General features: G+C 42.2%; 16 protein-coding genes and 3 pseudogenes. 5 read left to right on the forward strand and 14 right to left on the reverse strand.

Annotated features, from left to right (window positions below):
* Positions 1-16 precede the first annotated feature (16 nt).
* Together PGQ38_RS00210 and PGQ38_RS00215 are read right to left on the reverse strand one after the other, a co-directional pair.
* Entirely contained in the window at positions 17-910 is an 894-nt protein-coding gene (locus PGQ38_RS00210) for a carbohydrate ABC transporter permease (protein ID WP_148461557.1), read from the reverse strand.
* A 12-nt stretch (positions 911-922) separates the two neighbouring features.
* A complete protein-coding gene (locus PGQ38_RS00215) occupies positions 923-1,861 on the reverse strand; it encodes an ABC transporter permease (RefSeq protein WP_118577563.1) in 939 nt (312 codons plus the stop codon).
* A gap of 253 nt (positions 1,862-2,114) precedes the next feature.
* On the opposite strand from PGQ38_RS00215, the gene PGQ38_RS00220 reads away from it, so the two are divergent.
* A complete protein-coding gene (locus tag PGQ38_RS00220; protein WP_195699783.1) occupies positions 2,115-3,140 on the forward strand; it encodes a LacI family DNA-binding transcriptional regulator in 1,026 nt (341 codons plus the stop codon).
* 214 nt (positions 3,141-3,354) lie between these two features.
* Here the strand turns inward: PGQ38_RS00220 and PGQ38_RS00225 are convergent, their stop codons facing one another.
* The 6 genes from PGQ38_RS00225 to PGQ38_RS19605 all read right to left on the reverse strand — a co-directional run bounded on the left by PGQ38_RS00225 (position 3,355) and on the right by PGQ38_RS19605 (position 12,018).
* Positions 3,355-4,635: an ATP-binding protein gene (locus tag PGQ38_RS00225; protein ID WP_204452452.1), complete on the reverse strand. Its 1,281-nt coding sequence runs from the start codon at positions 4,633-4,635 to the stop codon at positions 3,355-3,357.
* A gap of 1 nt (position 4,636) precedes the next feature.
* Positions 4,637-5,347 carry a LytR/AlgR family response regulator transcription factor gene (locus PGQ38_RS00230; protein WP_118577566.1) on the reverse strand — a complete coding sequence of 237 codons (711 nt, stop codon included), beginning with the start codon at positions 5,345-5,347 and terminating at the stop codon, positions 4,637-4,639.
* Between the two features lie 107 nt (positions 5,348-5,454).
* The gene (locus tag PGQ38_RS00235) at positions 5,455-5,877 is read right to left on the reverse strand and encodes a hypothetical protein (RefSeq protein WP_118577567.1); all 423 of its coding nucleotides are present in this window, start codon (positions 5,875-5,877) and stop codon (positions 5,455-5,457) included.
* 1 nt (position 5,878) lies between these two features.
* Positions 5,879-9,007 carry a glycoside hydrolase family 3 C-terminal domain-containing protein gene (locus tag PGQ38_RS00240; RefSeq protein ID WP_195991280.1) on the reverse strand — a complete coding sequence of 1,043 codons (3,129 nt, stop codon included), beginning with the start codon at positions 9,005-9,007 and terminating at the stop codon, positions 5,879-5,881.
* A gap of 182 nt (positions 9,008-9,189) precedes the next feature.
* Positions 9,190-11,685 (reverse strand): glycoside hydrolase family 2 TIM barrel-domain containing protein, encoded by a 2,496-nt coding sequence (locus tag PGQ38_RS00245; protein WP_270430471.1) that lies wholly within the window; start codon positions 11,683-11,685, stop codon positions 9,190-9,192.
* Positions 11,686-11,778: 93 nt separating this feature from the next.
* Positions 11,779-12,018 (reverse strand): DUF6783 domain-containing protein, encoded by a 240-nt coding sequence (locus PGQ38_RS19605; RefSeq protein WP_334304063.1) that lies wholly within the window; start codon positions 12,016-12,018, stop codon positions 11,779-11,781.
* Between PGQ38_RS19605 and PGQ38_RS19610 the strand changes: the two genes are divergently transcribed.
* A complete protein-coding gene (locus PGQ38_RS19610) occupies positions 11,950-12,111 on the forward strand; it encodes a DUF6783 domain-containing protein (protein ID WP_334304064.1) in 162 nt (53 codons plus the stop codon). The genes PGQ38_RS19605 and PGQ38_RS19610 overlap by 69 nt on opposite strands.
* On the opposite strand, the gene PGQ38_RS00250 is transcribed toward PGQ38_RS19610, so the two are convergent.
* The 4 genes from PGQ38_RS00250 to PGQ38_RS00265 all read right to left on the reverse strand — a co-directional run bounded on the left by PGQ38_RS00250 (position 12,059) and on the right by PGQ38_RS00265 (position 16,779).
* Positions 12,059-13,357, reverse strand: a complete 1,299-nt coding sequence (locus PGQ38_RS00250) for an alpha/beta hydrolase-fold protein (protein ID WP_204452455.1) — start codon at positions 13,355-13,357, stop codon at positions 12,059-12,061. The genes PGQ38_RS19610 and PGQ38_RS00250 overlap by 53 nt on opposite strands.
* Positions 13,358-13,642: 285 nt before the next feature.
* Positions 13,643-14,464, reverse strand: coding sequence for a carbohydrate ABC transporter permease (locus PGQ38_RS00255; protein ID WP_270430473.1), 822 nt, complete (start codon positions 14,462-14,464; stop codon positions 13,643-13,645).
* On the reverse strand, positions 14,461-15,342 hold the full coding sequence (locus PGQ38_RS00260) for a carbohydrate ABC transporter permease (protein WP_186900886.1): 882 nt from the start codon (positions 15,340-15,342) through the stop codon (positions 14,461-14,463). The genes PGQ38_RS00255 and PGQ38_RS00260 overlap by 4 nt, the downstream gene beginning before the upstream one ends.
* A gap of 120 nt (positions 15,343-15,462) precedes the next feature.
* On the reverse strand, positions 15,463-16,779 hold the full coding sequence (locus PGQ38_RS00265; protein WP_118577574.1) for an ABC transporter substrate-binding protein: 1,317 nt from the start codon (positions 16,777-16,779) through the stop codon (positions 15,463-15,465).
* Positions 16,780-17,133: 354 nt separating this feature from the next.
* On the opposite strand from PGQ38_RS00265, the gene PGQ38_RS00270 reads away from it, so the two are divergent.
* The gene (locus PGQ38_RS00270; RefSeq protein WP_270430476.1) at positions 17,134-18,963 is read left to right on the forward strand and encodes a sensor histidine kinase; all 1,830 of its coding nucleotides are present in this window, start codon (positions 17,134-17,136) and stop codon (positions 18,961-18,963) included.
* A gap of 21 nt (positions 18,964-18,984) precedes the next feature.
* A complete protein-coding gene (locus tag PGQ38_RS00275) occupies positions 18,985-19,728 on the forward strand; it encodes a response regulator transcription factor (protein ID WP_187565216.1) in 744 nt (247 codons plus the stop codon).
* 93 nt (positions 19,729-19,821) lie between these two features.
* Here PGQ38_RS00275 and PGQ38_RS19615 read toward each other — a convergent pair.
* Positions 19,822-19,872 (reverse strand): annotated as a pseudogene (locus PGQ38_RS19615) (DUF6783 domain-containing protein); the annotation flags it as partial.
* Between PGQ38_RS19615 and PGQ38_RS19620 the strand changes: the two are divergent.
* Positions 19,849-20,097 (forward strand): annotated as a pseudogene (locus PGQ38_RS19620) (DUF6783 domain-containing protein); the annotation flags it as partial. The pseudogenes PGQ38_RS19615 and PGQ38_RS19620 overlap by 24 nt on opposite strands.
* 430 nt (positions 20,098-20,527) lie before the next feature.
* Here the strand turns inward: PGQ38_RS19620 and PGQ38_RS20315 are convergent.
* A pseudogene (locus PGQ38_RS20315) lies at positions 20,528-22,654 on the reverse strand (glycosyl hydrolase family 95 catalytic domain-containing protein); the annotation flags it as partial.
* Between the last annotated feature and the right edge of the window lie 8 nt (positions 22,655-22,662).

The following is a 22,662-nucleotide window of genomic DNA, read 5'->3' on the forward strand; positions in this document are numbered from 1 at the left end:
TATCGTTCCTTTCTTATCAGCCTTTTACTGATCCGACCATAATTCCCTGATCAAAATACTTCTGGAAGAATGGGTACATTACTAAAAGCGGTAAGCTTGATACTACAATGGTTGCATATTTCAGCTGTTCCGCTACCTTTGCCATTTCAGCAGTACTCTGAATATCTGCAATCATACCTGGCTGCGGAGTATTCTGTACCAGAATGGAACGAAGTACTAACTGCAGAGGCTGAAGATTTGCATCATTCAGATAAATCATTGCATCAAAATAGCTGTTCCACATTCCTACGAATGACCACAGTGCAAGTACTGCAATGATCGGCTTACATACCGGCATCATGATTTTGAAGAAATGCTGGATCTCATTGGCTCCGTCAATTGCGGAAGCTTCTCTTAATTCTGCCGGGATTGACTGGTAGTATGTTCTTGCAAGGATCATATTCCAGACATTAAATGCTCCAGGAATTAAAACTGCCCAGACTGTATTTACCATATGCAGCTGATTGATTAAAATAAAAGTCGGGATCATTCCACCGCCAAAGAACATTGTGATCAGAAAAATAAGATTAAAAAGTTTTCTTCCCACAAATTCCTTCTTGGACAATGGATACGCTGCCAGCAATGTTATAAAAACAGAAATAGCTGTAAATGCAAGTGAATACAGAAAAGAATTCAGAAATCCACGCCAGATCATCTCATTTTCCAGTACTCTGCGATATGCATCCAAAGTCCAGTCCTTAATATGAAAACTCAGTCCCTGATTATTCAAAACTGTAGGATCCATAAAAGAGGCAAGCACTACATACACGATTGGAATTGCAATAGAAAGTACAAACAGTCCAAGAATCAGGAATCCAATTCCAAGGATAAGACAGTCTGTCTTCGAATATTTTTTCTTTATTTTCTCCATCTTCGCTTCCTCCTATAATCCTTCTCCGTCGTTCAGCTTCTTTACCACCCAGTTTACAAAAACTAACAGAATTACATTTACTACTGAATTAAACAGACCAACAGCCGTCGAATAACCATAATCGCCGTTCAAAAGACCAATACGGTATACATATGTTGATAAAATTTCTGATGCCGGCAGGTTCATATCTGTCTGTAATGCATAGGCTTTCTCGAATCCAATACTCATAATATTTCCAGCCTGCAGAATAAACTGAATTACAATAATATTCTTGATTGCAGGAAGCTCCACATACCAGATCTGCTGCAGAAGATTTGCGCCATCCATAATAGCTGCTTCTTCCAGTTCTTTGCTTGCATTGGATAAAGCAGCCGTGTACATAATAGAGGCCCAGCCTGCTGTCTGCCAGATTCCACTTGCTATGTAAATGGTGCGGAAAGCAGATGGCATTGTCATCCAGTTTGTACTGATTCCTAACAGTTTATTCAGAGGTCCGACTGGAGAAAGCAGCATTCGTACCATACCGCAAAGTACAATTACAGATATAAAGTTCGGCATATAGACCAAAAGCTGTACTTTCTTCTTAACTCCGGTTCTGCGGATACGATTTAAAAGCAATGCCAGAATGATCGGAACCGGAAAGCCCCACAACAGTCCATAAATACTCAGTTTTAACGTATTCAACAGGTAGTTCATAAAATCCGGTGAAGATAAAAACCGCCTGAAATATTCAAGTCCGACCCATGGACTTCCAAGCACTCCCTTGATTACGTTGTAATCCTCAAATGCAATCAGAAGTCCCCCCATAGGAAGATACTTAAAAATGATTGTCAGTAAAAGTCCTGGCATTAAGAAAAAAAGATATAACTGCCAGTTTTTCTTCACATATGTAGCCTTATCTCTCCACGTTTGCTTTTTCACGGGCATTGTTTGGTTCTGCATTCTTTTCATGCACTTCTCCTCCATTCCTTTCCCTTTTCGTTCTCGGAACCGGTTAAGTAACCGGTTACTTTATAGCTCGATGTTACTACATCCAAGTTCATATGTCAACACTTTTTCAAGCTAAAATAACCGGTTACGTAATCGGTTATTTTAGCATTGCCTTTTTTTTAAATAATTGCTATACTAAAAAAATAATATAATCCCAGTAATTAAAAGATTCCCCAATATTATTCTCATTTATTTATAAGGAGATTAAATTTTTATGGCAAAAAAACAGGTGACATTTGCAGATATTGCAGAATATACTCATTTTTCAAAAACTACAATATCACGGTATTTCAATCATCCCGATTCTCTTACGCTTGAAAATCAGGAAAAGATTTCACAGGCCCTTGATACCCTTGGCTATAAAAAAAATAAACTTGCAAAAGTTCTGGCAAATGGTAAAAGTGAGTTTATCGGAATTATTGTTCCAAATCTCTACTTGCATTACTACTCTGAAATGCTGACACAGCTTCTTTCAAGCTATAGTAACTACCATTACAAATTTCTTGTTTTTTCCAGTGAACACGGTGCCGAAGAGGAACAACAGTATATTGAAGAGCTTCTTTCCTATCAGATTGAGGGGCTTATTGTTTTAAGCCATACACTGTCATCCCAAAAACTGGCTTCCTATCAGATTCCTGTCATTGCCATTGAGCGAGAGGCAGAATATATCAGCAGCATTACCACTGACAATTATATGGGTTCCCTTCAGGCTACCTCCCTGTTAATTCGTGATAAATGTGATATATTGATTCATATCAATGTCAATGTTGAAAAAACAGTCCCGGCTTATGATCGTATACGTGCATTTGAGGAAACATGTAAAGAATATCAGGTTCCTTATGACATTGATCTAAGCGTAAGCGGCAATTCTTATCAAGAGATTTTAAATGTGATAAGACGTATCTTTACAAGAATTGAAGAAAAGTATCCGAATCAAAAAAAAGGTATCTTTCTTGCGAATGATACCTATGCCAATATGTTTCTCAATTTAATTTTCCAGAAATATGGTAAATTACCACCTACTTACGAAATTATAGGTTTTGATAATTCTCCAATTGCCAGTGAATCAATCCTTCCGATCACAACTGTCGGTCAGCAAATTGACGTTATTGCACAGACTGCCATGGAGCTTCTGGTGCAGCAGATGGAAGAGCAAAAAAAGCGAGCGCCTAAGCCACTGGAAAAGCCAATTCACAAACAGATCGCTCCGGTGCTGATTCGCCGGAATACTACCAGTTAACTTATTGCTTTCGTATATTAGTAAAGCGGACATTCCAGGTCCGTTTCGCTACTTGCTTATGAACGCAGTCGCTTTGCGATCTGTCAGTAGGAGCTGAAGGCTCCCACTGACAGAAGCATCCCCCCTCACCTACCGCTTAGTGCTCCGCGCACTTGAAGCGGGGGAATGCATATCTGCGTTCAAAAAAAGGCACCTCCCCAGTTTGAAAAAGGCTCTAATCTAGAACTGGAAAAATAATATCTACACTAAAAATCTTTTCTTCCAAATTCGCCACAAGATTTCCGCCATATTTTTCCACCACATATTGAATACTTTTCATGCCAAAGCCATGATAATTATCATCTCCTTTGGTACTCACCGGAAGCCCATTACGAAATTCCAGTTCATCCTCGCAATAATTCTCAATATGAATCCCCATCACATCTTGTCTCGCATATCCGATGAGGCTGATAATTCTTTTTTCAACTGGCAGCTCCGCTGCACATTCAATAGCGTTATCTAAAGCATTTCCAAATATGGCAGCGATATCTCCCGATTTAATACCAGTAAGCTTCTCTCCATCAATCATATATGAAAACTTAATTTGATATTTTTCACAAAGAAGATTCTTTTCTGAAAGAATAATATCCAATGGCTGGCAGCCTGTTTTCGCAAGCCCGTCATAAATATCTACTGCTTTACGTATTTCTTCCAGCTGGCCATAATCTGCATTTCCGGCTTGTTCCAATTCCAGAATCCGGTGCTTAAGATCATGACATTTCATGTTAATGATTTCAACTGTTTTCTTTGACAACTCATACTGTTTTGCATTTTCCTTTATTAACTGCTCAAGAGCCAGATTTTCTTCATTAAGCCGGGACTGTTCCAGAAGCCCAAACTGCATAAAAAGAGATAAAATACAGCAGAATACAAATGGAACACGGCACGCCATAACCATATCCAGCTTTTCACTGATCAGCCAGCTTTGAAGGAGCCAGCAGACACATAAGGAAATAATGGCTACCCAAAGTACACGGACTCTGTTCTGGCTGATATTCGGAAAATTTTTTATTTTTGCTGCACAAGTGAGATAACAAATAATATATACAATGGTAAATCCAATGACCATTTCCGTGGAAAGCATCTTGAAAGAAGTTTTGGTCACGATACAAATCAGCACCTGAATATTGCTTCCAAGATTCTGTACAGTAAAAGCTCCAATTGTACAAAATAAAATATCCAAAAAAGAACGCCTGAAGCAAAACCACATGTAAAGCTGCATAAAAACAAGCACAATAAAGGTTCGAATTCCGCTTATATATTGACCAATTATAATTGGAAGGGTAACTCCCAAAAGCAGACAGGCAGTTCCCCCTACAAGCAGGCGTAACCAGAAGCGTTTTCTTTTTTTTAGATGGAAAAAGAACATAGCTTCCGCTATAAAAAGCTGGATGATAAAACAGGTAATTCCCTGTATTTCACTTGTAGATGAAGCTAATATTTCATAAATTGCCACGTCAGTTTCCTCCCCGGTTAATGTACATTGTCATTTGATCTATAAAAGTTTTTTTATAAGAACGGGAAATCGATAATTCCTTTCCATTTACAAACACGCTGTTTCCCTGATAGCGGGAAATCCATTCCAGATTTACACAAAAGGATTTGCTGCAACAGGAGAAGCGACCTGTCGGAAGCTGTGCTATAAAATCTCCCATTGTGCTTCGCAGGCGAAAGGTCTCTTTCGAAGTATGAAGATAAAGATAATGCTTTGCACTTTCAATATAAATCAGATCTGCAATATCAATTTTAACAGTTCCCTGTTCAGAAGGAACATATATCTGATAACCATGAAGCTTTTTACAGATTCGGATCGCTTTGTCCAGTTTCAGCGAAAAGTTGAAATATTCAATAGGCTTTACCATAAAATCAAGAGCCTGCACTTCATATCCGTTAATGGCATATTGCGCCATATTGGTAATAAAAATAAGAGGAATCTGGCTATCAAATTCCCGCAGTTTTCTGGCGGTGTCAAGACCATTCATATGAGGCATTTCAATATCCATAAGAGCAATGTCGCAGCTGGCTTTATAATCGCTGATAAAATTTAATCCGTTTTCAAAGCATTCTACAGCTAACGGTTCCTGTTTTTCTTCTGAATAGCGTAATATATAGTCTTGAAGAATTTTTGCACTTTTCTTATCATCTTCCACAATAGCAATGGTAATCATAGTTATCCTCCATGGTATACGGCAAAAGCCGGAGTCCTTTTGGGCATTCCGGCTTTTTCATTATACCATGTAAATATTAATTTGTGCCATATTTTACAGCAGATAAATCAAGCTTTTGTCTCATCCTTACAAGTACATTTCTGAAATCCAGAATAAGAGGAAACAATATATGCAATCATGGAAAGTGCCATAAGTACGGCTGAAATTATGAATTTTTTTATGGTTGCAAACTCATAAAGTCCTGATACCACATATCCAATAAAATCAACTTGTGTATAAAAACTGTTAACAAGTGCTGCTGCAGTCAGAATTGCATTTGCAGTAAGCAGAAGGCTTGTCCACTTAAAATCAGGTGCCACCTTCAAAACGATCATCGCAAGAATCTGCAGAACCACTGTTACAAGCAGCAGAACCTCAATATAAGCTTCTGTATGTCCTGCCTGGCGGTACATTACAAAGCCGATCAGCGCAAGGATTGCAGCCACAAAACTTAAGTAAAAACCAAATGTTTTATTTTTCAGATATCCCATATTACTTGTCCTCCTTCACGTAAACTGTCTTTTTGCGAAGTGAATTTCGAAGGTACATAACTGCAAACAAAAGTGTCAGAAGTCCAAATACCACCTCTGCTGCCATAAAGGCAATCTGCCACCATGTAAGAACGTGAATATATTTAGTGGAGGTTGTAATTGTATTCATATCATTACTTGCAACTGTATTATATACGAAATATTTAATTGTTTCTTTCATCTTTTTCTGGAAAGCAGAGTCCTTTGCAATCAGCTTTAGGTTCTCGGTTGAAGTCATGGAACCAATATTAGCGCTTTCATATGCGGAAGTTGTAAGACATCCGCCACCGCCGCCAAATACAATATCTCTCCAGTTCATGTAATCAGCACCGTTGATCATATCTGTTACGATCCAGCCTTCAAATCCCCACTCGTTACGTGCAACCTGCACCTGTGAAGCTTCGGAAGCTCCTGAATATACAGTTCCAAGACGGTTGAAGCCTGTCATGATTCCCTGCGCATAGTTATTTTCCATAGCTCCCTGGAATGCACGGAGTTCATTTTCCCTTGCAGCCTGCTCTGTGAAAAATGTGGAAACACCGGAACGGTTTAACTCCTGATGATTCATGATATAGTGTTTCGGCATCATCATAAGACCTTTGGATTTTCCGCCTTTGCAGACAGCCTGTCCCAACAGGTTGGTAAGCATGGCATCTTCTGAATAATATTCATGATTTCTGGAGCAGTAAGGTGCACGGTGAATGTTAAGACCAGGTGCTGCAATGGAGTTGGCATTGGACCACAATCCGTCTTCACCAAAGAGCTCGCCTTCTCTCTCTACAAGTTCTTTATTGAATGTTGCTGCAACTACAGGTTCTGTAGGCATGGAGCTCATAGAGTAGGAAGCATATTCGTTGTCTGAAGAAACATAAGTCGGCTCGGAAGAGTTGGATTCATTCCAGCGGGTTGCATATCCTGCAATCTGGTCGTAGCTGTAACCGATCGGTCCGTCATACCAGATTGCTTCTGGCAGGAAAATAGAATCCAGCTTCTCAAAGTTTTTATCTCCTGCTTTTTCAATAAAGTTGGCAGCCTCTTCCAAAGTCAGCTGATCCATAAGCTGATCCCATTTTTCATCAGACAGAGGAAGTGCACCTGCGAAAGTTCCATCCTCATTAAACTGGAGGAAATCAACGGTGCTTAATCCGTTGTCAGCTCCCCAGACAACTTCTTCGTCATTGTTCTCAGTAAGCTCATAAGCGGAGTTTGTAAGACCTTTCATCATTTCCTCTATTGGAGTAATGCTTTCCACTTCTTTCCAGCCCTTGCTCCAGTCAGAACGTGTAGTGTATTCAGCAGTATCCGGGATCAGATTGTTAATATCGCAATCCTGGAATGCATTCTCTACGTTTTCAGAATAAGTCTCTTTATCTTCACCAAGAGAAACTGTCACTACATTTTCCGGCTCAATTGTTTCATCGTCTGTAATTGTGATCAGATCGTCTGTGGAATCTGTTTTTACCGCCAAGACATTGTTTAATGCTTCATGCGCACCGTTTCCGATTGTGAAATAATAATCACCGGAATCCAGCACCCATGCGCCCTCTGTTCCATCTTCTTTTACAGCTTTTTCATCATAACTTGCCATATATTCCGGAGCGAACTCAATTTCCAGAGTCTGTGATTCGCCAGGCTCAAGAACCTCTGTTTTTCCAAAATCAAGAAGCTGAATAGAAGCTTTCTCCAGTCCGCCCTCTATATATGGTGTCTGTACATAAAGCTGGACAACATCTTTTCCGGCAACGTCACCGGTATTGGTTACCTTCACTTTTGCAAGTCCCTTTTCCCCAGATATTACATCTACACTTTCCAGCTCCTGAGTAAAGGTTGTATAAGATAAACCATATCCAAACGGATAAGTTACTTCATCTACATAGTTCCAGGCTTTGCCAGTAGAAGAGCCTTCTGTGGTGGCTGCATTTCCCTGATCCAGAACAGTATCCTCGTAACGGGTTTCATAATATTTATAACCAATATAGATACCTTCTGTTTCTACTACATACCAGTCACCCTTGTCTGCTTCTGTAAGTTCTGCACCAGATTCTGCATTGGAAGCATTAGTATAAGTATAAAGACCAAAGTTGGTCATTGCCGGAGCAGAAACAGAACTTGTGGCATAAGTATCAGAAATATGACCGGATGGATTCACAGCGCCAGAAAGTACATCACATACTCCAAGGAATCCATTCATTCCCGGAAGTCCAGTCCAAAGAATTGCTCCAATCTCCGGATCATCCTTCAGTTCCTGGATTTCCATAGGAACATCAGAATTGATCAAAACGATCACCTTGCCATTGCTATTTTCCTTTGCAAGCTGGATCATCTCTTTTTCGTAAGCTGAGATAGACATCGGTGTGTCGAAGCTGTCCCCATTAGGATCCTTCATATTTGTGCTGTAGTCAGACGCCTCTGAACTGTCTCGGGAAAGAACAACAACTGCTGTTGTATCCTTAGCAGATTCCAGAATATCATCTGTGTAAAGTTCAGCAGGTGCCTCACCTACTGTATATGTATCTGCTTCATTATAAGAAGCGGAAAAAGCAGGTACAAGGCTATGGCCCGGAACTTCATTTCCAAAGAAAGAAGCTTTTCTGTAATATGGCGCGCAGGTTTCACTTGCATAAAAGCCTTTCATGGTTTCATTTACTGTGAAGCCTCTTTCATCCATAGCTTCTTCAATACCATAAGCGATCTGACCATCCTCTGAATCAGCCACAACAGAGGAACCAATTAATCCGCCGGTTCCCGGAAGATGGCTGTTTAAGCCCCAGAGGGTAACAGCTTCTTTGGATTTGTCAAGTGGAAGAGTCTGATCTGTATTTTTGAATAAAACGGAACCTTCTGAAGAAATTTCAGCAGCCAGCTGTTCTTTAGCCTTTACCAGATCCTCTACATTGTCAAATTCAGATTCATAATAAATGCCATCAGAGTCAGAATCTCCCTGCTCGATTTTGTAGCTTGAGGTTCCAAGTGTCGCATTAATGAAATCCACTCTTGCATTTGCAATTGAGCTTCCGCCCAGTGTGATTGTGAGAAGTGAGGCTGTAGTTGTTGCCAAACCACGCCAGATTTTCCCGGTATGCTTTTTCATATTTCCTTTCCTCCTAGTAAATTTCCTTTGACAGATAAACACATACTTTTCAGATAGTTACTCTGTCCTTTCAGTTCTGTTTGAACCGCTGGATTTACTATAGCAAAAGGAATGGGATTTGTGAAAAATTCGGCAAATTTGGAACCGTTTCTGGCAAAACTGGTAAGCATATGAAATTTAAATCAATCTAATATTTCAATCTCTGTCTCTGCATTTCCAAGCTCAGATTCAGCTTTCACAACTACTTTACCAGCTCCAGCCTGTGGACGGATAATCGCCAGTGCTTCTCCATAATAAGTATCTGTCTCATTGCTCTGGTAGCTTTCCGGATAGTATGGGCAGGCACTTCCAAATGCCAGAAGCTCGCCACCTTTTACAGCAAGCTTGATTCTGCCTCTTGCCAACGGTTTTGTCTGGCCGTTTTCGTCTGTGTAGCGCATTCTTACGTAGCAAAGATCGGTGTTTGCATTCACACAGGTAAGCTCTGGTTCTGCCTGGAGGATTGTTTCTTTTCCCGCGGTTGTCAAGGTTTTCTCTTCAATTATATTGTCATCTGCATCATAGGCAACAGCCTTGATTTCTCCATTCTGATAGGTTGTATCAAAGAATACCTTGCAGTCATTTTTCGGCTTCTTAGTGCCTACACACTTGCCGTTTATATACAACTTCACATGATCTGCACGAGTGTAAACTTCCACTTTTGCTGCATTCCCATCACAGCCATTCCATGACCAGCTTTCCATTGCATTTGTCATTTTCCATGCAGAAGGAGAATGGGCATCCTTTGTGTGATCAACCGGCATAACTGCAATTGCCAGATCCTCCAGTTCAAAGGCAACTCTGGTATATGCCATCTCGCCAAGAGGCTTTCCTGTGAGATCAATTCGGCCTGAACCGGCACTTACCCAGCCACAGCCGCCATCAAAACGAGGTGCATAATCCTTATATTCCCATGCGCCGATTCCAACCTCACCCAGATAATCCTGAGCTGCCCAGACGAAGTCACCAATGATACGCTTATCACGTTTTGCTTCCTGCATAAATCTGTAAGCATCTGCACAGAATGTTTCACTTCCAAGAATAATTCGCTTGGAATACTTCTTTAAGTCATGACGGTAACGCTTGATTCCATAGTTATATCCTGCTACATCCATATTGGCATATGCATCCCTTGTTTTCACATCACATGGATAAAGAGTTGCTCCTGTTTTCATAAATTCGGCACCAAAAATTCCGGCTACTGTGTTATAAAATTCACTTCCCACAGCCTTTTTCTTCTTGGCATTCTCAGCAGCTTCATCTGCTTTTTTATCGCTGTAAACACCAAATCCCATAGAGCTTAAGAAGTTAAAGAAGATGTTGATTCCGCAGCTTACAGGGCGGGTGGAATCCAGCTCATGAAGTCTGTCTGTAAGGGATTTTGTAAGGGCAATTCCCTTTTTCTGCGCAGTCTCAGATACTTCATTTCCTGTGAAATACATGATCACAGATGGATGATTATAGTCCTTATCCACCATATCTTTTAAGTCTTTTCTGTAATTTTCCAGAATCTCATCTGCATAGTCATACTTTGTTTTATGGATATACCAGCCATCAATATATTCGTCCATTACAAGCATTCCCATCTCGTCACAGGCGCGAAGAAGTGCTTTGGAGCATGGGTTATGTGCAGAACGGATTGCATTATAGCCAGCGTCCAGAAGGATGCGGATTTTACGGCGTTCTGCAAATTCATACGCACAGGCACCAAGAAGGCCGTTATCGTGATGGATACAGCCACCTTTTAACAGGACACGTTTTCCATTGATACAGAAGCCCTCTTCCGGAGTACAGCTTACTACACGGATTCCAAAGGTTTCTTCCTGAATATCCTCGCCGAAGGTTACGCGACAGGTGTAAAGATTCGGTGCTTCCGGACTCCAAAGGTTTGCTCCCGGAAGAGCAATTTCTCTAGAAAATTTACCATCTGCCTGGAGAATTTCCAAGGCGATGATCTTATCTGATGCTTTGTCAGAATTTTGAACGGTTGGTTGTACTGCATTTTCGTCAATACACTGCTCTATGGTCTCGTCTGTCTGGTCTGCACTTTCGCCAGCCACAGCTTTTCTGGTAACAATCTGTTTCTCCATAATTTCCACTTTCACCTCACCGGCAGCATTCGGCCATGCCTCCACGCGGATTTTCGGCTCCTTATAATCCAGTGTAGTGATCTTCACGCTGTCAAATCTTAAATGTTTCTTCGGCACGATATACAGCCACACCGGACGGTAAATTCCGGTACCGGAATACCAGCGGCTATTAGGCTGATCGTGATTGATCACTTCCACCCGGATCACATTTTCTTCCCCGAATTTTACATATTTTGTTGCATCTACATAGAAACCAAGATAGCCATAAGAATGATATGCAACTTTTTCGCCGTTGAGATATACAGTTGCCTTACGGTAAACGCCCTCAAATTCCAGGATCACTTTCTCGTCTTTCGCTTTCTCTGGAAGGATAAATGTTTTCTCGTAAGTGTAATCCTGTGCCTCATACCATCCTGTATTCACACCGCCGGCACTTGTCTCGCTTCTCTCATCCAGCTGCATGGCATCATGCGGAAGAGTTACTGCAAATGCGTTTTCTTTATCTCCTGTTTTGTAGCAAATCCAGTTTTCGTTAAATGACTGCTTCATGATTTCCTCCTGAAATTTTCTATAATTTTCTTTTAATGTCAAGCGGATATTCCAGGTCCGCTTCGCTACTTACTCATAACCGAATGCTGCTTCTCAGCTTAATTCTACCAAATAAAAAGCAGGCTGCGCTATTCCAAACGCAACCTGCCAAAAAACACGCGCCAACTGTGCAAAAAGCGCATTGCTGTTCTCCTGTTCGCAGCAACAGGCTCTAAAGCCTGTTTGAAAAATCATTCCCGCAATCTGCACGCCCCACTTTGCGGTATATTTCACCCGAATTCGGTTGCCGTAGCCCGCTACGGTGCCCCCATCCGAGCGAAATCTCCCACAAATTGTGACGCACATCTTGCAGAAAGCCTTTTTCAAACACGCTCTAGAAAATCTTCTGTAAAAAATTATACAGCGCCAGATGCCAGTTTCCCATAGAATGATACCGCATTGGAAATACATCAAAACAGGTATTTACACCAGACCGCAATCTGGGTTCAATATCCAGCAGAGCCTGGTAATCCTGAATCTGTCCAGGCAGGGCGAAGTCGAAGTTGCCACTTGCCACATATAAATAATGAATTGGCAGTTCTGCAAAATCGCCTGTCTGAATGGTGTCTTCAAATGCAGTCTTGTCTGTCCTGCTTCCGCTGAAGGCCCCGAACCAGGAAAAATAATCCAGGCTCTGGCACAATACGGAATGATACATCGTTACCGCCCCTCTTGACAAACCTGCAAAGGCTCTGTGATCCCGGCTCCTGGAAAATCCCTTATCATCTGCCGATTTTGCATATGTAGAATAAGAGGATTCGATCTCAGGCATCAGATCATTTCGCAGCTCTTTTGCAAAAGAATAGGTCAGCTGATCCAGATCATCTGCACAGTCATCTTCCACATAAAAGGTTGGTGTCACCACGATCAGTGGCTCAATATCTCCATCTGCGATCATGTTATCCAGCATGGTTTTATTATATGGATTTGTTTTCAGCCAGTATTTTTCATCATCACCAGTTCCATGCATCAGATACAGAATATTATACTCTTTTTCCTTACTGTAACCATATGGAAGATATACATAAGCTGACTTTTTCACGCTTCTTCCATCAGTGGCATAAGCCCTGGTATCGTATACAACTTCTTCCACGGTTCCAGCCTGTTCTGGTTCTTCCCCATCATATTTTGCAGGGACTGCCCACAGTTCATCTCTTGCCAGTCCCTGCGCTTCATGTCCTGCATCATACCTTACTTTCCAAAATCCCAGAAATCCTGCCAGTATCAGAACTGCTGCCGCAAGCGGTAAAACTGCCACATGCCCCATAGGGATTTTTTTCCAGATCATCACCGTTGTCCCCAGGCTTCCTCCCAGCGTGGCTACAATAGCCTCTGCCAGAAATAACCAGTTAAAATAATATGTACTGGTAGAAAAATTGGTATTAAAATACAGAATGAAAGCTGCCGCTGCAATCAGCAGATATAAAAATGGCATTCTGCTTTTCCATGCCATATACGCCACCAGCATAAAAACCACCGCGATCATACTGAATGTAATAAATGCTGTCTTATCTCCCAAAATTGCAAACCGGACAATATCAATTCCGGAAAGCAGCACCAGAACAACTGCGGGAATCTGGCTGATCCGGTTCCACATTTTTTCATCTGCTGTCATCTCAATTTTATGCCTCATTATTTTCCCACTCCTACATTTTCTCCAGATACTTTACCACATTTCATGGATCATTTCCTGAAAAATCCGCAATTTGCAGCTCAGAAACCGCAGACTGCATACAATAAAATTCTTCACAGATAAAGATAACAGATTTCTTCTTATTTTTCAGCATTCTGGCAAATGTAGGCACCTTTTAGGCAAAAAAATACCGGAAACAGCTCTCCAAATCCTAACATTCAAAGAACCATTCCCGGTTTAGAAGGAATTTCAATTATAATTTGCAGCCTCGCTGCGCGCCCCAGATCATTCTTTCACCGCACCGGAAGTCATACCGCCCACAATATATTTCTGTCCGATCATATACACGATTACAACCGGAATACAGGTAAGTACAATATCAGCAAAAATGTAATTCCAGTAGCTTTTATTTTTTCCAAAGAACTGATAAACAGCCATAGTCATCGGGAACATTTTACTCTTGCTTGACAGATACAATGGAGTCAGGAAATCGCTCCACACACCCATGAACTGCAGGATAAAACAGGTCACCATAGTTGGCTTCAGAAGAGGCATGATAACCTTAAAAAACAGGCTGATAGGACCTGCGCCATCAATGACTGCTGCCTCATCCAGTTCCACCGGAACAGAAACCACAAAGTTGCGGATAGTAAACACACAGAACGGAATCATGGCGCTTGTAAACACCATAATAATTCCCTGTCGCGTATCGTTCAGATGAAGAGTGCTTAATACTCTCACCAATGTTACATAGTTAACCGGGAAAAACAGTCCGCAAAGTACGAAATAATATAAAAATACATTTAATCTGGTACGCTTGCGGCACATTACAAAGGCAGCCATTGCACAGAGCACAACCCCAAAAGTAGTTGCAACCAGTGCGTAAAGCAAACTGTTTGAAAATCCCTGGATCAGGTTTCCTTTGTCAATAACCTCGGTATAATTGGAAAACAGCCATTCTTTCGGCAGGGCAAGACTCATTCGGGAAGCCTCGCCTTTACTCTTGAAAGAGTTTATAACTACCATATAAAAAGGCAGGATAACGGTCAGGCACAGCAGGATGCAGACCAGATGTTTCAGCAGATTCTGAACTTTTTTCTTTGTCATTGCTGTACCTCCTGTTTTCCTAAAGTTTTAACAATTACAACACCAGCAATTGCTGTGATCAGAAGCAGAATACTGTTCAAAGCAGAAGACATACCGTACTGACCTCTGGAATAAAGCTGGAATGCATAGGTGGTAAGAACCTCTGTTGCATGTCCAGGGCCACCGTTTGTGAGAACGTAAACAATATCAAATACCTTCAGACCGTATGTAATACCAAATACCAGGTTGATCATAATGGCGCCGCTGAGCATTGGAAGTGTCACATAGCGAAGTCTCTGCCAGAAGTTTGCCCCATCGATCTCAGCTGCCTCATAGTAGGATCTCGGAATGGTATTCAGACCGGCAAGGAAAATCGTCATTACATAACCAATACCTCTCCATGCATCCACACCATAAATGGATTTCCACACAACGCCAAGATCCGAAAGCCATTTCTGTTTCAGGATTCCAAGATGCAGACCATCCAGAATTGCATTTAAAAGACCATTGTTATAGTTGAGAATGGACTTGAAAACAAGACCAATGATAACAAAAGGAAGGATAGACGGCAGATACAAAAGTGTTCTGTAAAGTCCCTTTCCTTTCAGTCCTTCCTGAAGCATGATGGCAATCAGAAGTGCCGGGATCAGCTTCACAATATTGGAAATAATGGTAAATTTTAATGTATTTCCAATACCGCTTAAGTAATCCTTATTTGATGTAAAAATCTCTTTAAAATTGTCCAGTCCCACAAAATGGACACCATTTAATACACTTCTTGAATTCCAGTCTGTGAATGAATATGCAACACCCATTATACTGGGAAGCAGGAAAAAGATAATGTACAAAGCCAGCGGCAGTATCAGAAACCACTGTGGATAAATTTTCTTCTTATTCAAAGGCGATACCTCCCCTTTATCAAACAGTGCGAAGGAATCACTCCTTCGCACTGAAGATATACCCTTATTAAATATCTTATGCTTAAATAATTATGTCAATTTCTTACCGAAAAACTTTATTTAGTTCCAGTTTGCATCGCCAACTGTCTTGGCAGCCTCTGCACGGTTGGTGTCCATATTTGCAAGAACGTCATTTGCTTCCATTTCGCCCTGGCAGAACGCAACCATATCCTGACCGAACTGCATCCAGTAGTCGTTTGTATATTTGGTACCAGTCTGAAGAACAGATACGCTCTTCTTGCTGTCATCTACTGTTGCAAGGAACTCTTCTTCCTCTGGCAGCCAGTGTTGCTCAATTGCATCATCGTTCATATCAACGTTTGTGTATGCAGGAGAGTTGTCAAGGATTTCCTGAAGACTCTCTGTGGTTGTAACAAAATTGAAGAATTCTTTTACAAGATCCTCATGCTCTGTTCCCTTGTAACCAAACATGGTAGGTCCAGCCGGGTTGGTCGGATACCAGGTGTTATCGCCAAGTGGGATCAGGAACATACCAAACTCATCCTCTGTGCCTGTGTCATCTTTGATCTGCTGAATGTAACTGGAGTTTGCCATAGCCATTGCAATGTTTCTGTCGCCAAATTCATTTGTCAGGTTGGTGCTGTCAGTTCCAATCCAGTCCTCTCCGAAATATCCTGCATCGGAAAGCTCTTTGAACTCGTTCAGAACCTCAAGCATTTTCTCATTGTCAGCAAATGTAGCCTGATTTGTATTCAAAGCATCGTAAAGTCCTGGTGTAGCTTCTTCGTAAACACCACCGATCTGGAAGAATGCCAGCTGATGCTGCCATCCATCTGCACCTGGCATAAACCATGGAGTAATTCCCTGTTCTGCGATCTTAGCGCAAAGGTCTTTCAGCTCTGCATAAGTAGATGGTATCTCCCAACCATTCTCTTCGAACAATGTTTTGTTATAAACCATTACATATTCTGGTGAATTGTGCCAGATCTGAAGTCCGTATAATTTATCATTGTATACACAGGATGTTTTTCTTGCTTCCGGCATAAGATCTTCCCAGGAAGCTCCTGTGAAATCAATACAGTATTTCTCTGGATCAACGATTGTAGACTCGATTGCAAATGGGTTGGACTGAATCCAGAAAATATCTGCACAGGAATCAGTAGCTAATTTTGACTGAAGAAGATCAGAATACTGGTCAGCCGGAATAGTCTGAAGGTCAACTGTTACACCATAAGTATCTTCAAAACGCTCGATTGTTGCATCATATCTGTTATCCATCCAGCCTGCTGATACCAGAATACTCAGCTCCTCACCGGAAAAATCTGCAGTCTCCTCTGCAAATACGGTAAGTCCGCTTGTCATGGACGCGATCATTGCTGCTGCACAAGCCACTGCCACAAAACTCTTTCTTTTCATTTACATATCCTCCTTTTAATAAAATGGCATTTACCTCATTCAGGAATCTCCGCTGATTCCTCTGTCCTTTTGATGATATTATTTTATCAGTCATGTACTTTTTAATCCATGGATATTCTTACTTTCAATTTGTACTTTTTTCACCATACATTATACTATTTTCATATAAATTCATGTCTCTGCGCAAAGCCACTCACAATTCTTATATATATTTTCTCTGTTTTCGAGCATTTATTTGTACTTTTTATACAAATATGATATACTGATTTTTAATGTTTCACACATGGATTTCTGCATCTGCTTTCCTAATATAGTCAGTAGCACGGGCAAAACAATTAAAGGAGGTATCGCCAGATGAAATCACGCAGTTTACAATCCAAACTTTTTTTTGCCTATATCAGTCTGGCCTGCCTGATTCTGTTTTCCTTTGCATTTTTTTTCTATGTTTTTGTATCCAGACAGCTGAAGGATAGTCAGATCAGTGCCATGAATACGCTCAATTCCAGCTTTCAGACTCAGGTAGATTCCGCGATCCGCAATCTGGATGCAGTATCTGTAAACATTAACTACAGCAATCAGTCAAAAACCATTCTGGACAATTCCTTCAACTTAAATATTTCCAGCAACATGCTTTCTGCCATGTCTGATTTGTTTATTTCCCTTTCCGGAACCGAGCTGAAGGCAGATCAGGTAAATCTCTATGATTTTTCCGGATATGTTCTGGAAGCCGGCATCTCAACTATAGTCAAAAAGACGGATGGCTCAAAGGATGAGTGGATTGAGGCCGCCCGTGAACTGGAGGGAAAAAAAGTCCTTACTCCACCCTACTGTACCAGAGAATATACAAAAACAGCCACCTATGACCAGTGGTTTATTTCCCTGTACCGATCCTTTAATAATCAATATAAACGTGGCGTGGGTGTGATTGAAACAGCCAAGCAGTGCAAATCTGTTTTTAAAAGTATCATCACTTATAAAAAAAAGAACCATGAAGATGCTGCCAGCATCTATGTTTTTGACAGCAATGGCGATCTGATCTATCCCTACGATATTTCTCAGGAATACAAAGCAGCACTTCAGCCCTACTATGAACTTACCAAGGGAGATGATTCAGCCCTCACTTTTATCAGTCCTCTTACAGGAAAAACAGAGTATGCAGCAGAGGCCGTATCCTCTTATACCGGCTATACCTATCTTACAATTCAGCCGGAATCTGTAGTTCTGGCTCCGGTTTACAATCTGCTTCGTATTCTTGCGGCAATTGTTGCGCTGTTTCTGACAATCTCCATCTTTATTTCCTACCGGCTTTCCCGTTCAGTCGTAAAACCGGTAAAGCATCTGAAGCATATTATTCAGCGCATGGAGCTTGATACACTTGGACAGGAAAAGGTAACTGCATATCCGGTTTCCGTTAATGAACTGGAAGAGCTCTACCAGGCCTTTCAGCTGATGAGCGACAATCTGAAGGATTCCATGGAGCAGCTGAATCAGGCTAAGGAGCAGGAAATGAAAGCCAGAAGCATGGCTTTGCAGACACAGATCAATCCTCATTTTTACTACAATACCTTGTCCAGCATTATAGTTCTGGCAGAGAACGGAGATTCTGAGACCGTGGTAAAAATGTGCCGGAATCTTTCCCGGATCATGCGTTATATTACCAATACCACAGAGACAACGGTCACTTTAAAGGATGAACTGGATTATGTACAGAAATATCTGTATTGTATGAAGGTCCGTTATCAGTCCAGCCTGAATTACAGCATCCATGTAGATGAAAGCCTTCTTTCCCAACCAGTCCCCAAGCTGATCATCCAGCCTATTGTGGAAAATGCCATTCGCTATGGTTCGAACTGTGCACCGCCATGGAACATTTCGATCACCAGCATGGTCACGGAAGGAAGCTGGCAGATTGAAGTAACGGATTCCGGTCCTGGCTTTACAGAGGAAGCCAAAGAGAGGATCACTGCCAACATTATGAAAGCCATTCAGAATCCGGGACTTCCGGAACTAAAAATAAATGGGCTGGGAACTATAAATGTGTATCTCAGATGGAAAATATTCTGTAAAGGAGACATTATTTTCAGATATGGAAATACCGCTGATGGGCACGGAATCGTGTCTATTGGACGGTATTTTTCCAAGACAGCTAAATCAGCAGATGAAACTGACTGCATAAGTGAATAAGCAAGGAGGAATCAAAACAGTATGACGTACACTGTCATCGTTGCGGAGGATGAAGAACTTCTGCTCACAAATCTTGTCCAGAAAATCCAGAAAGCGGATCCGGATTTTCTGGTGGCAGGAACTGCACAAACAGGCGATCAGGCTCTGGCTCTGGTAGAAAAGCTCAGCCCTGATCTTGTAATTACGGATATCCGTATGCCTGTGATGGATGGAATCACCCTGCTCACAAAAGTAAGGGAGCAGTTTCCATTTACTAAATTTATTATCACCAGTGGATTTTCAGATTTCGAATATGCAAAAAAGGCCATCACTTTAAAGGTTTCTGATTATCTACTGAAGCCAGTTGATTCAGAGGAGCTTAAAGAAGCTCTCTCCAAGATCAAACAGGAATTTCAGATTGCCGGAAATGATTACGAAGAGGTGTTTAATGCCCGGACTGCTGCCATGACACCAGCCCAGATTGCCACATTACTGAAAGATTTCATTGTAAAAAACTACAGCGAGGACATTAATCTGAACCTGATCGCAGATAACATGAACTACAGTCCCAGCTACCTGACCAAAATTTTCTGCCAAGTCTACGGTTGTACCCCGTCCAAATATCTGATCACCCTGCGCATGAGCCACGCCCAGCGCCTTCTGGTCCATGAGCCTGGTCTGTCCGTGAAACAGATCGGGGAAATGTGCGGCTATCATGATCAGGGGTATTTCAGCAGGATTTTTAAGAAACATACAGGTAAAAGCCCGTTGGAATTCCGGGGGTAAAGCTTTGAAGACCGGCAGGGATTGTTCCCTGCCGGCCTTCTGACACGCTCTAGAGCGTGTTTGAAAAAGGCTTTCTGCAAGATGTGCGTCACAATTTGTGGGAGATTTCGCCCGGATGAGGGCGCCGTAGCGGGCTACAGCAACCAAATTCCGGTGAAATATACCGCAAAGCGGGGCGTACAGATTGCGGGAATGATTTTTCAAACAGGCTCTAGATCCGGAATAATTCTGCATGCTCTTCTTTATACAGCTCTATATTTAAGTACTCTCCAAAGTGCACTTCATCCGGTCTTCCGTATTCATAGGAAACCTTCACAGATTTTCCTGGCCATGGGTTTTCCACTCTGCATGGGTGTCCTTTGTGGCTGAGTATGCTAACCCGCTCTACCTCACCGTCTTTCAAAGCAGCGCTTACCTCAAGCCCTCCCCAGGCACGGAAATTCCGGAAAAAGGCGTTTGGATGCTCAGCTCTCGGCCATACTGGGAAAATGCGGATCATGCCCTCGCAGCTTTGCAGCATCATCTCCTGGATGGCATCCGGGATGGTGTTCAGCTGCTCGATTCCATGAGGATTTTCCTTCAGAAAACCGTTTGGGATTCCCCGGTTTAGGATCATATCGCGCATTTCTTTCCAGATGATTTCCGGAGCGTAGCCTACACGTACTGCGGCAGTGAAAAACAGACAGCTTAGGTTAGAGGCATTAAAAGCACCAGCCTTGTAGAAATGAGGATTTTTTACTCCACCAGATTCCATTCCATTGCTGTAAGCTTCGCCATTTTCTAATTCACCATTGCTATTGAACAGCAAGTTATTTGCATTATCTTTATCTGCAAATTCTGCTTCTTCAAGTGCCTTCCTGTATTCCAGCTCTCCCAGCGCATTCTCCACCAGTGCATGTATCTGCACTGTATTTCGCGCCACTTCCAGCTCTTCCGGGGCACTTCCAAGCCCAATTGCATTGCCCGGATATATCTGCATCACATTTCCCGGAAAATGGAAAGACCATTTGCCACCGATACCTTCATCATAATAAATCTCTTTGTCCAGCATTTCTTCCGGAAGCAGATCCTCCAGCTTCACATCCACCTCTTTCCAAAGAGTTGGATTCTCCTGAATCTCCCGAATTGTCCCCTTTGGATAAGGTGCCAGGTTTTCTGCGATTTCCAGCCATTTTTCTCTCTTTTTCTCATCCAGATCAAGTGCCTCACTGATTCTCGGCATCCAGGTAAAGAAGGTTTTCAGATAACCTAATGTATTCACCGGATCTTCCGGAACGCCATTGTCACGGATGTTCCCATCTGTGCGCTCGTGCATACCATCTCCAACTACATGGTAAACGCCATCCCTGCACACCAGATCCTTTTCCCAGAAATCTGCCACACCGCGAAGATAAGGATAAACCTTCTGTGCATACGCCTCATCCTCCGTGATTCCATAACGATAGATCATATTCAAAGCACCGTGAATGGCTGGGGATTTCATATGCAAAAGCAGGGCCTCACTTACCAGACCGTGAGGTCCCAGTCCCAGCGGATAATAAAGTCCCTCATGGTGAAGCAGCCGCTTACACATCTCATCTGAAATTTCCATCAGTTTCAGATAAGGCGCATCGTGAGGATCGGACTGCTGGAAATGTCCGGAGACCATCAGATTCAGATAGGGAGACTGATGGTTATAATTAATCTTATAATTTCCATTCCATGCCGGACGGTCAAAAGTACTGATTCCCAGAATATTGGGCGGATATTCCGGATCCCGTGATACACTTGCCAGCATATATTTTGACAGATAATATCTCTGCTCGATCACCGGATCATCCAGAGAAATTTCGGAAACACTCCAAAACTTTTTCCACCATACCAGGTGCCGTTCATGAAGAGTTTCCACATCTTCTTCCGTTATCCACCTTGCCCTGGAAAAGGCATACTCATAAGGTCTGCTGCACTTCGCCCAGGAGCGCACTGGCAGAACGAAGGTTGCCCGCTCACCGGCTTTTATTTTTCTGTGAGTGCTTCTGTCACTTAGCTTCCCTGTATTTCCAAATGCTTTAACTGCCTCAACATTCTTTAAAATACCGTTTCCCGCCGAAGGTTCTGTAAATACCGCTTTATTTGATTTATTCCCACTTTCCTCAGTGGATATAATAGATTCTTTCTTTAAAGAACCCAAACTTTCAACGCCGCCAATTACTTTCGTTTCCTTCAGAAAGCCCCCAGCAAAACCAACCTTAGTTGGAATATCCACATGATCTGAAAACTGCCGGTATCCACTTACAATCCCACCGCCGGTTTTCTTTACCTGCAGCGGACGTCCCGTCACCAGTCCAGCGAACATTCCGTTCTGGATATTCTCCGACTCACCGCTTCCCCAGACATCCACAGCTTTTTCGCAGCCTTTTCCTATTTCGTCCGGAAAATAAAAATCAAATTCCACATCCAGATCTGTCTCACTCTCAAACTCTACCACAAGAATGTTCTCATCTGCAGCCACCCAGCTTTTCAGAGAACATTTCTCTCCGGCGGAATTTGTCAATATTGTTATAGTTTCTCCCGTGGCAAACTTCTGCTCCGTATACCACCTGGCACCCTCCATAGCAGGAATATCAAACACCATACGCCCTACCGGTCTGGGGCTTCCGCCGCTTACCGCCGGATCACATTTGGCAGAACTGTTATCATGAAAGAATTCCCAGTTCGCCGCACTTTCCATTTGCCAGAAGTCATTGGTCGTAAACCAGAACTGTGGATACCTCCCATCCCCGGCCACTGCCGCCAGCAAATCTCCATTTCCCAAAATCGGCGCGTCAATCTTCGTCCCCGCATTCTGCCAGATTTTCCATCGTCCGCCCCCTGAAACATCCACATTTCCATCTGGCACAGCCGTCGGAGCCTCAGTAAATACAGCCCTATTTCTCTCTACAACCATATATCTTT

Source organism: Blautia faecis (genome assembly GCF_027662325.1).
Taxonomy (GTDB): domain Bacteria; phylum Bacillota; class Clostridia; order Lachnospirales; family Lachnospiraceae; genus Blautia_A; species Blautia_A faecis.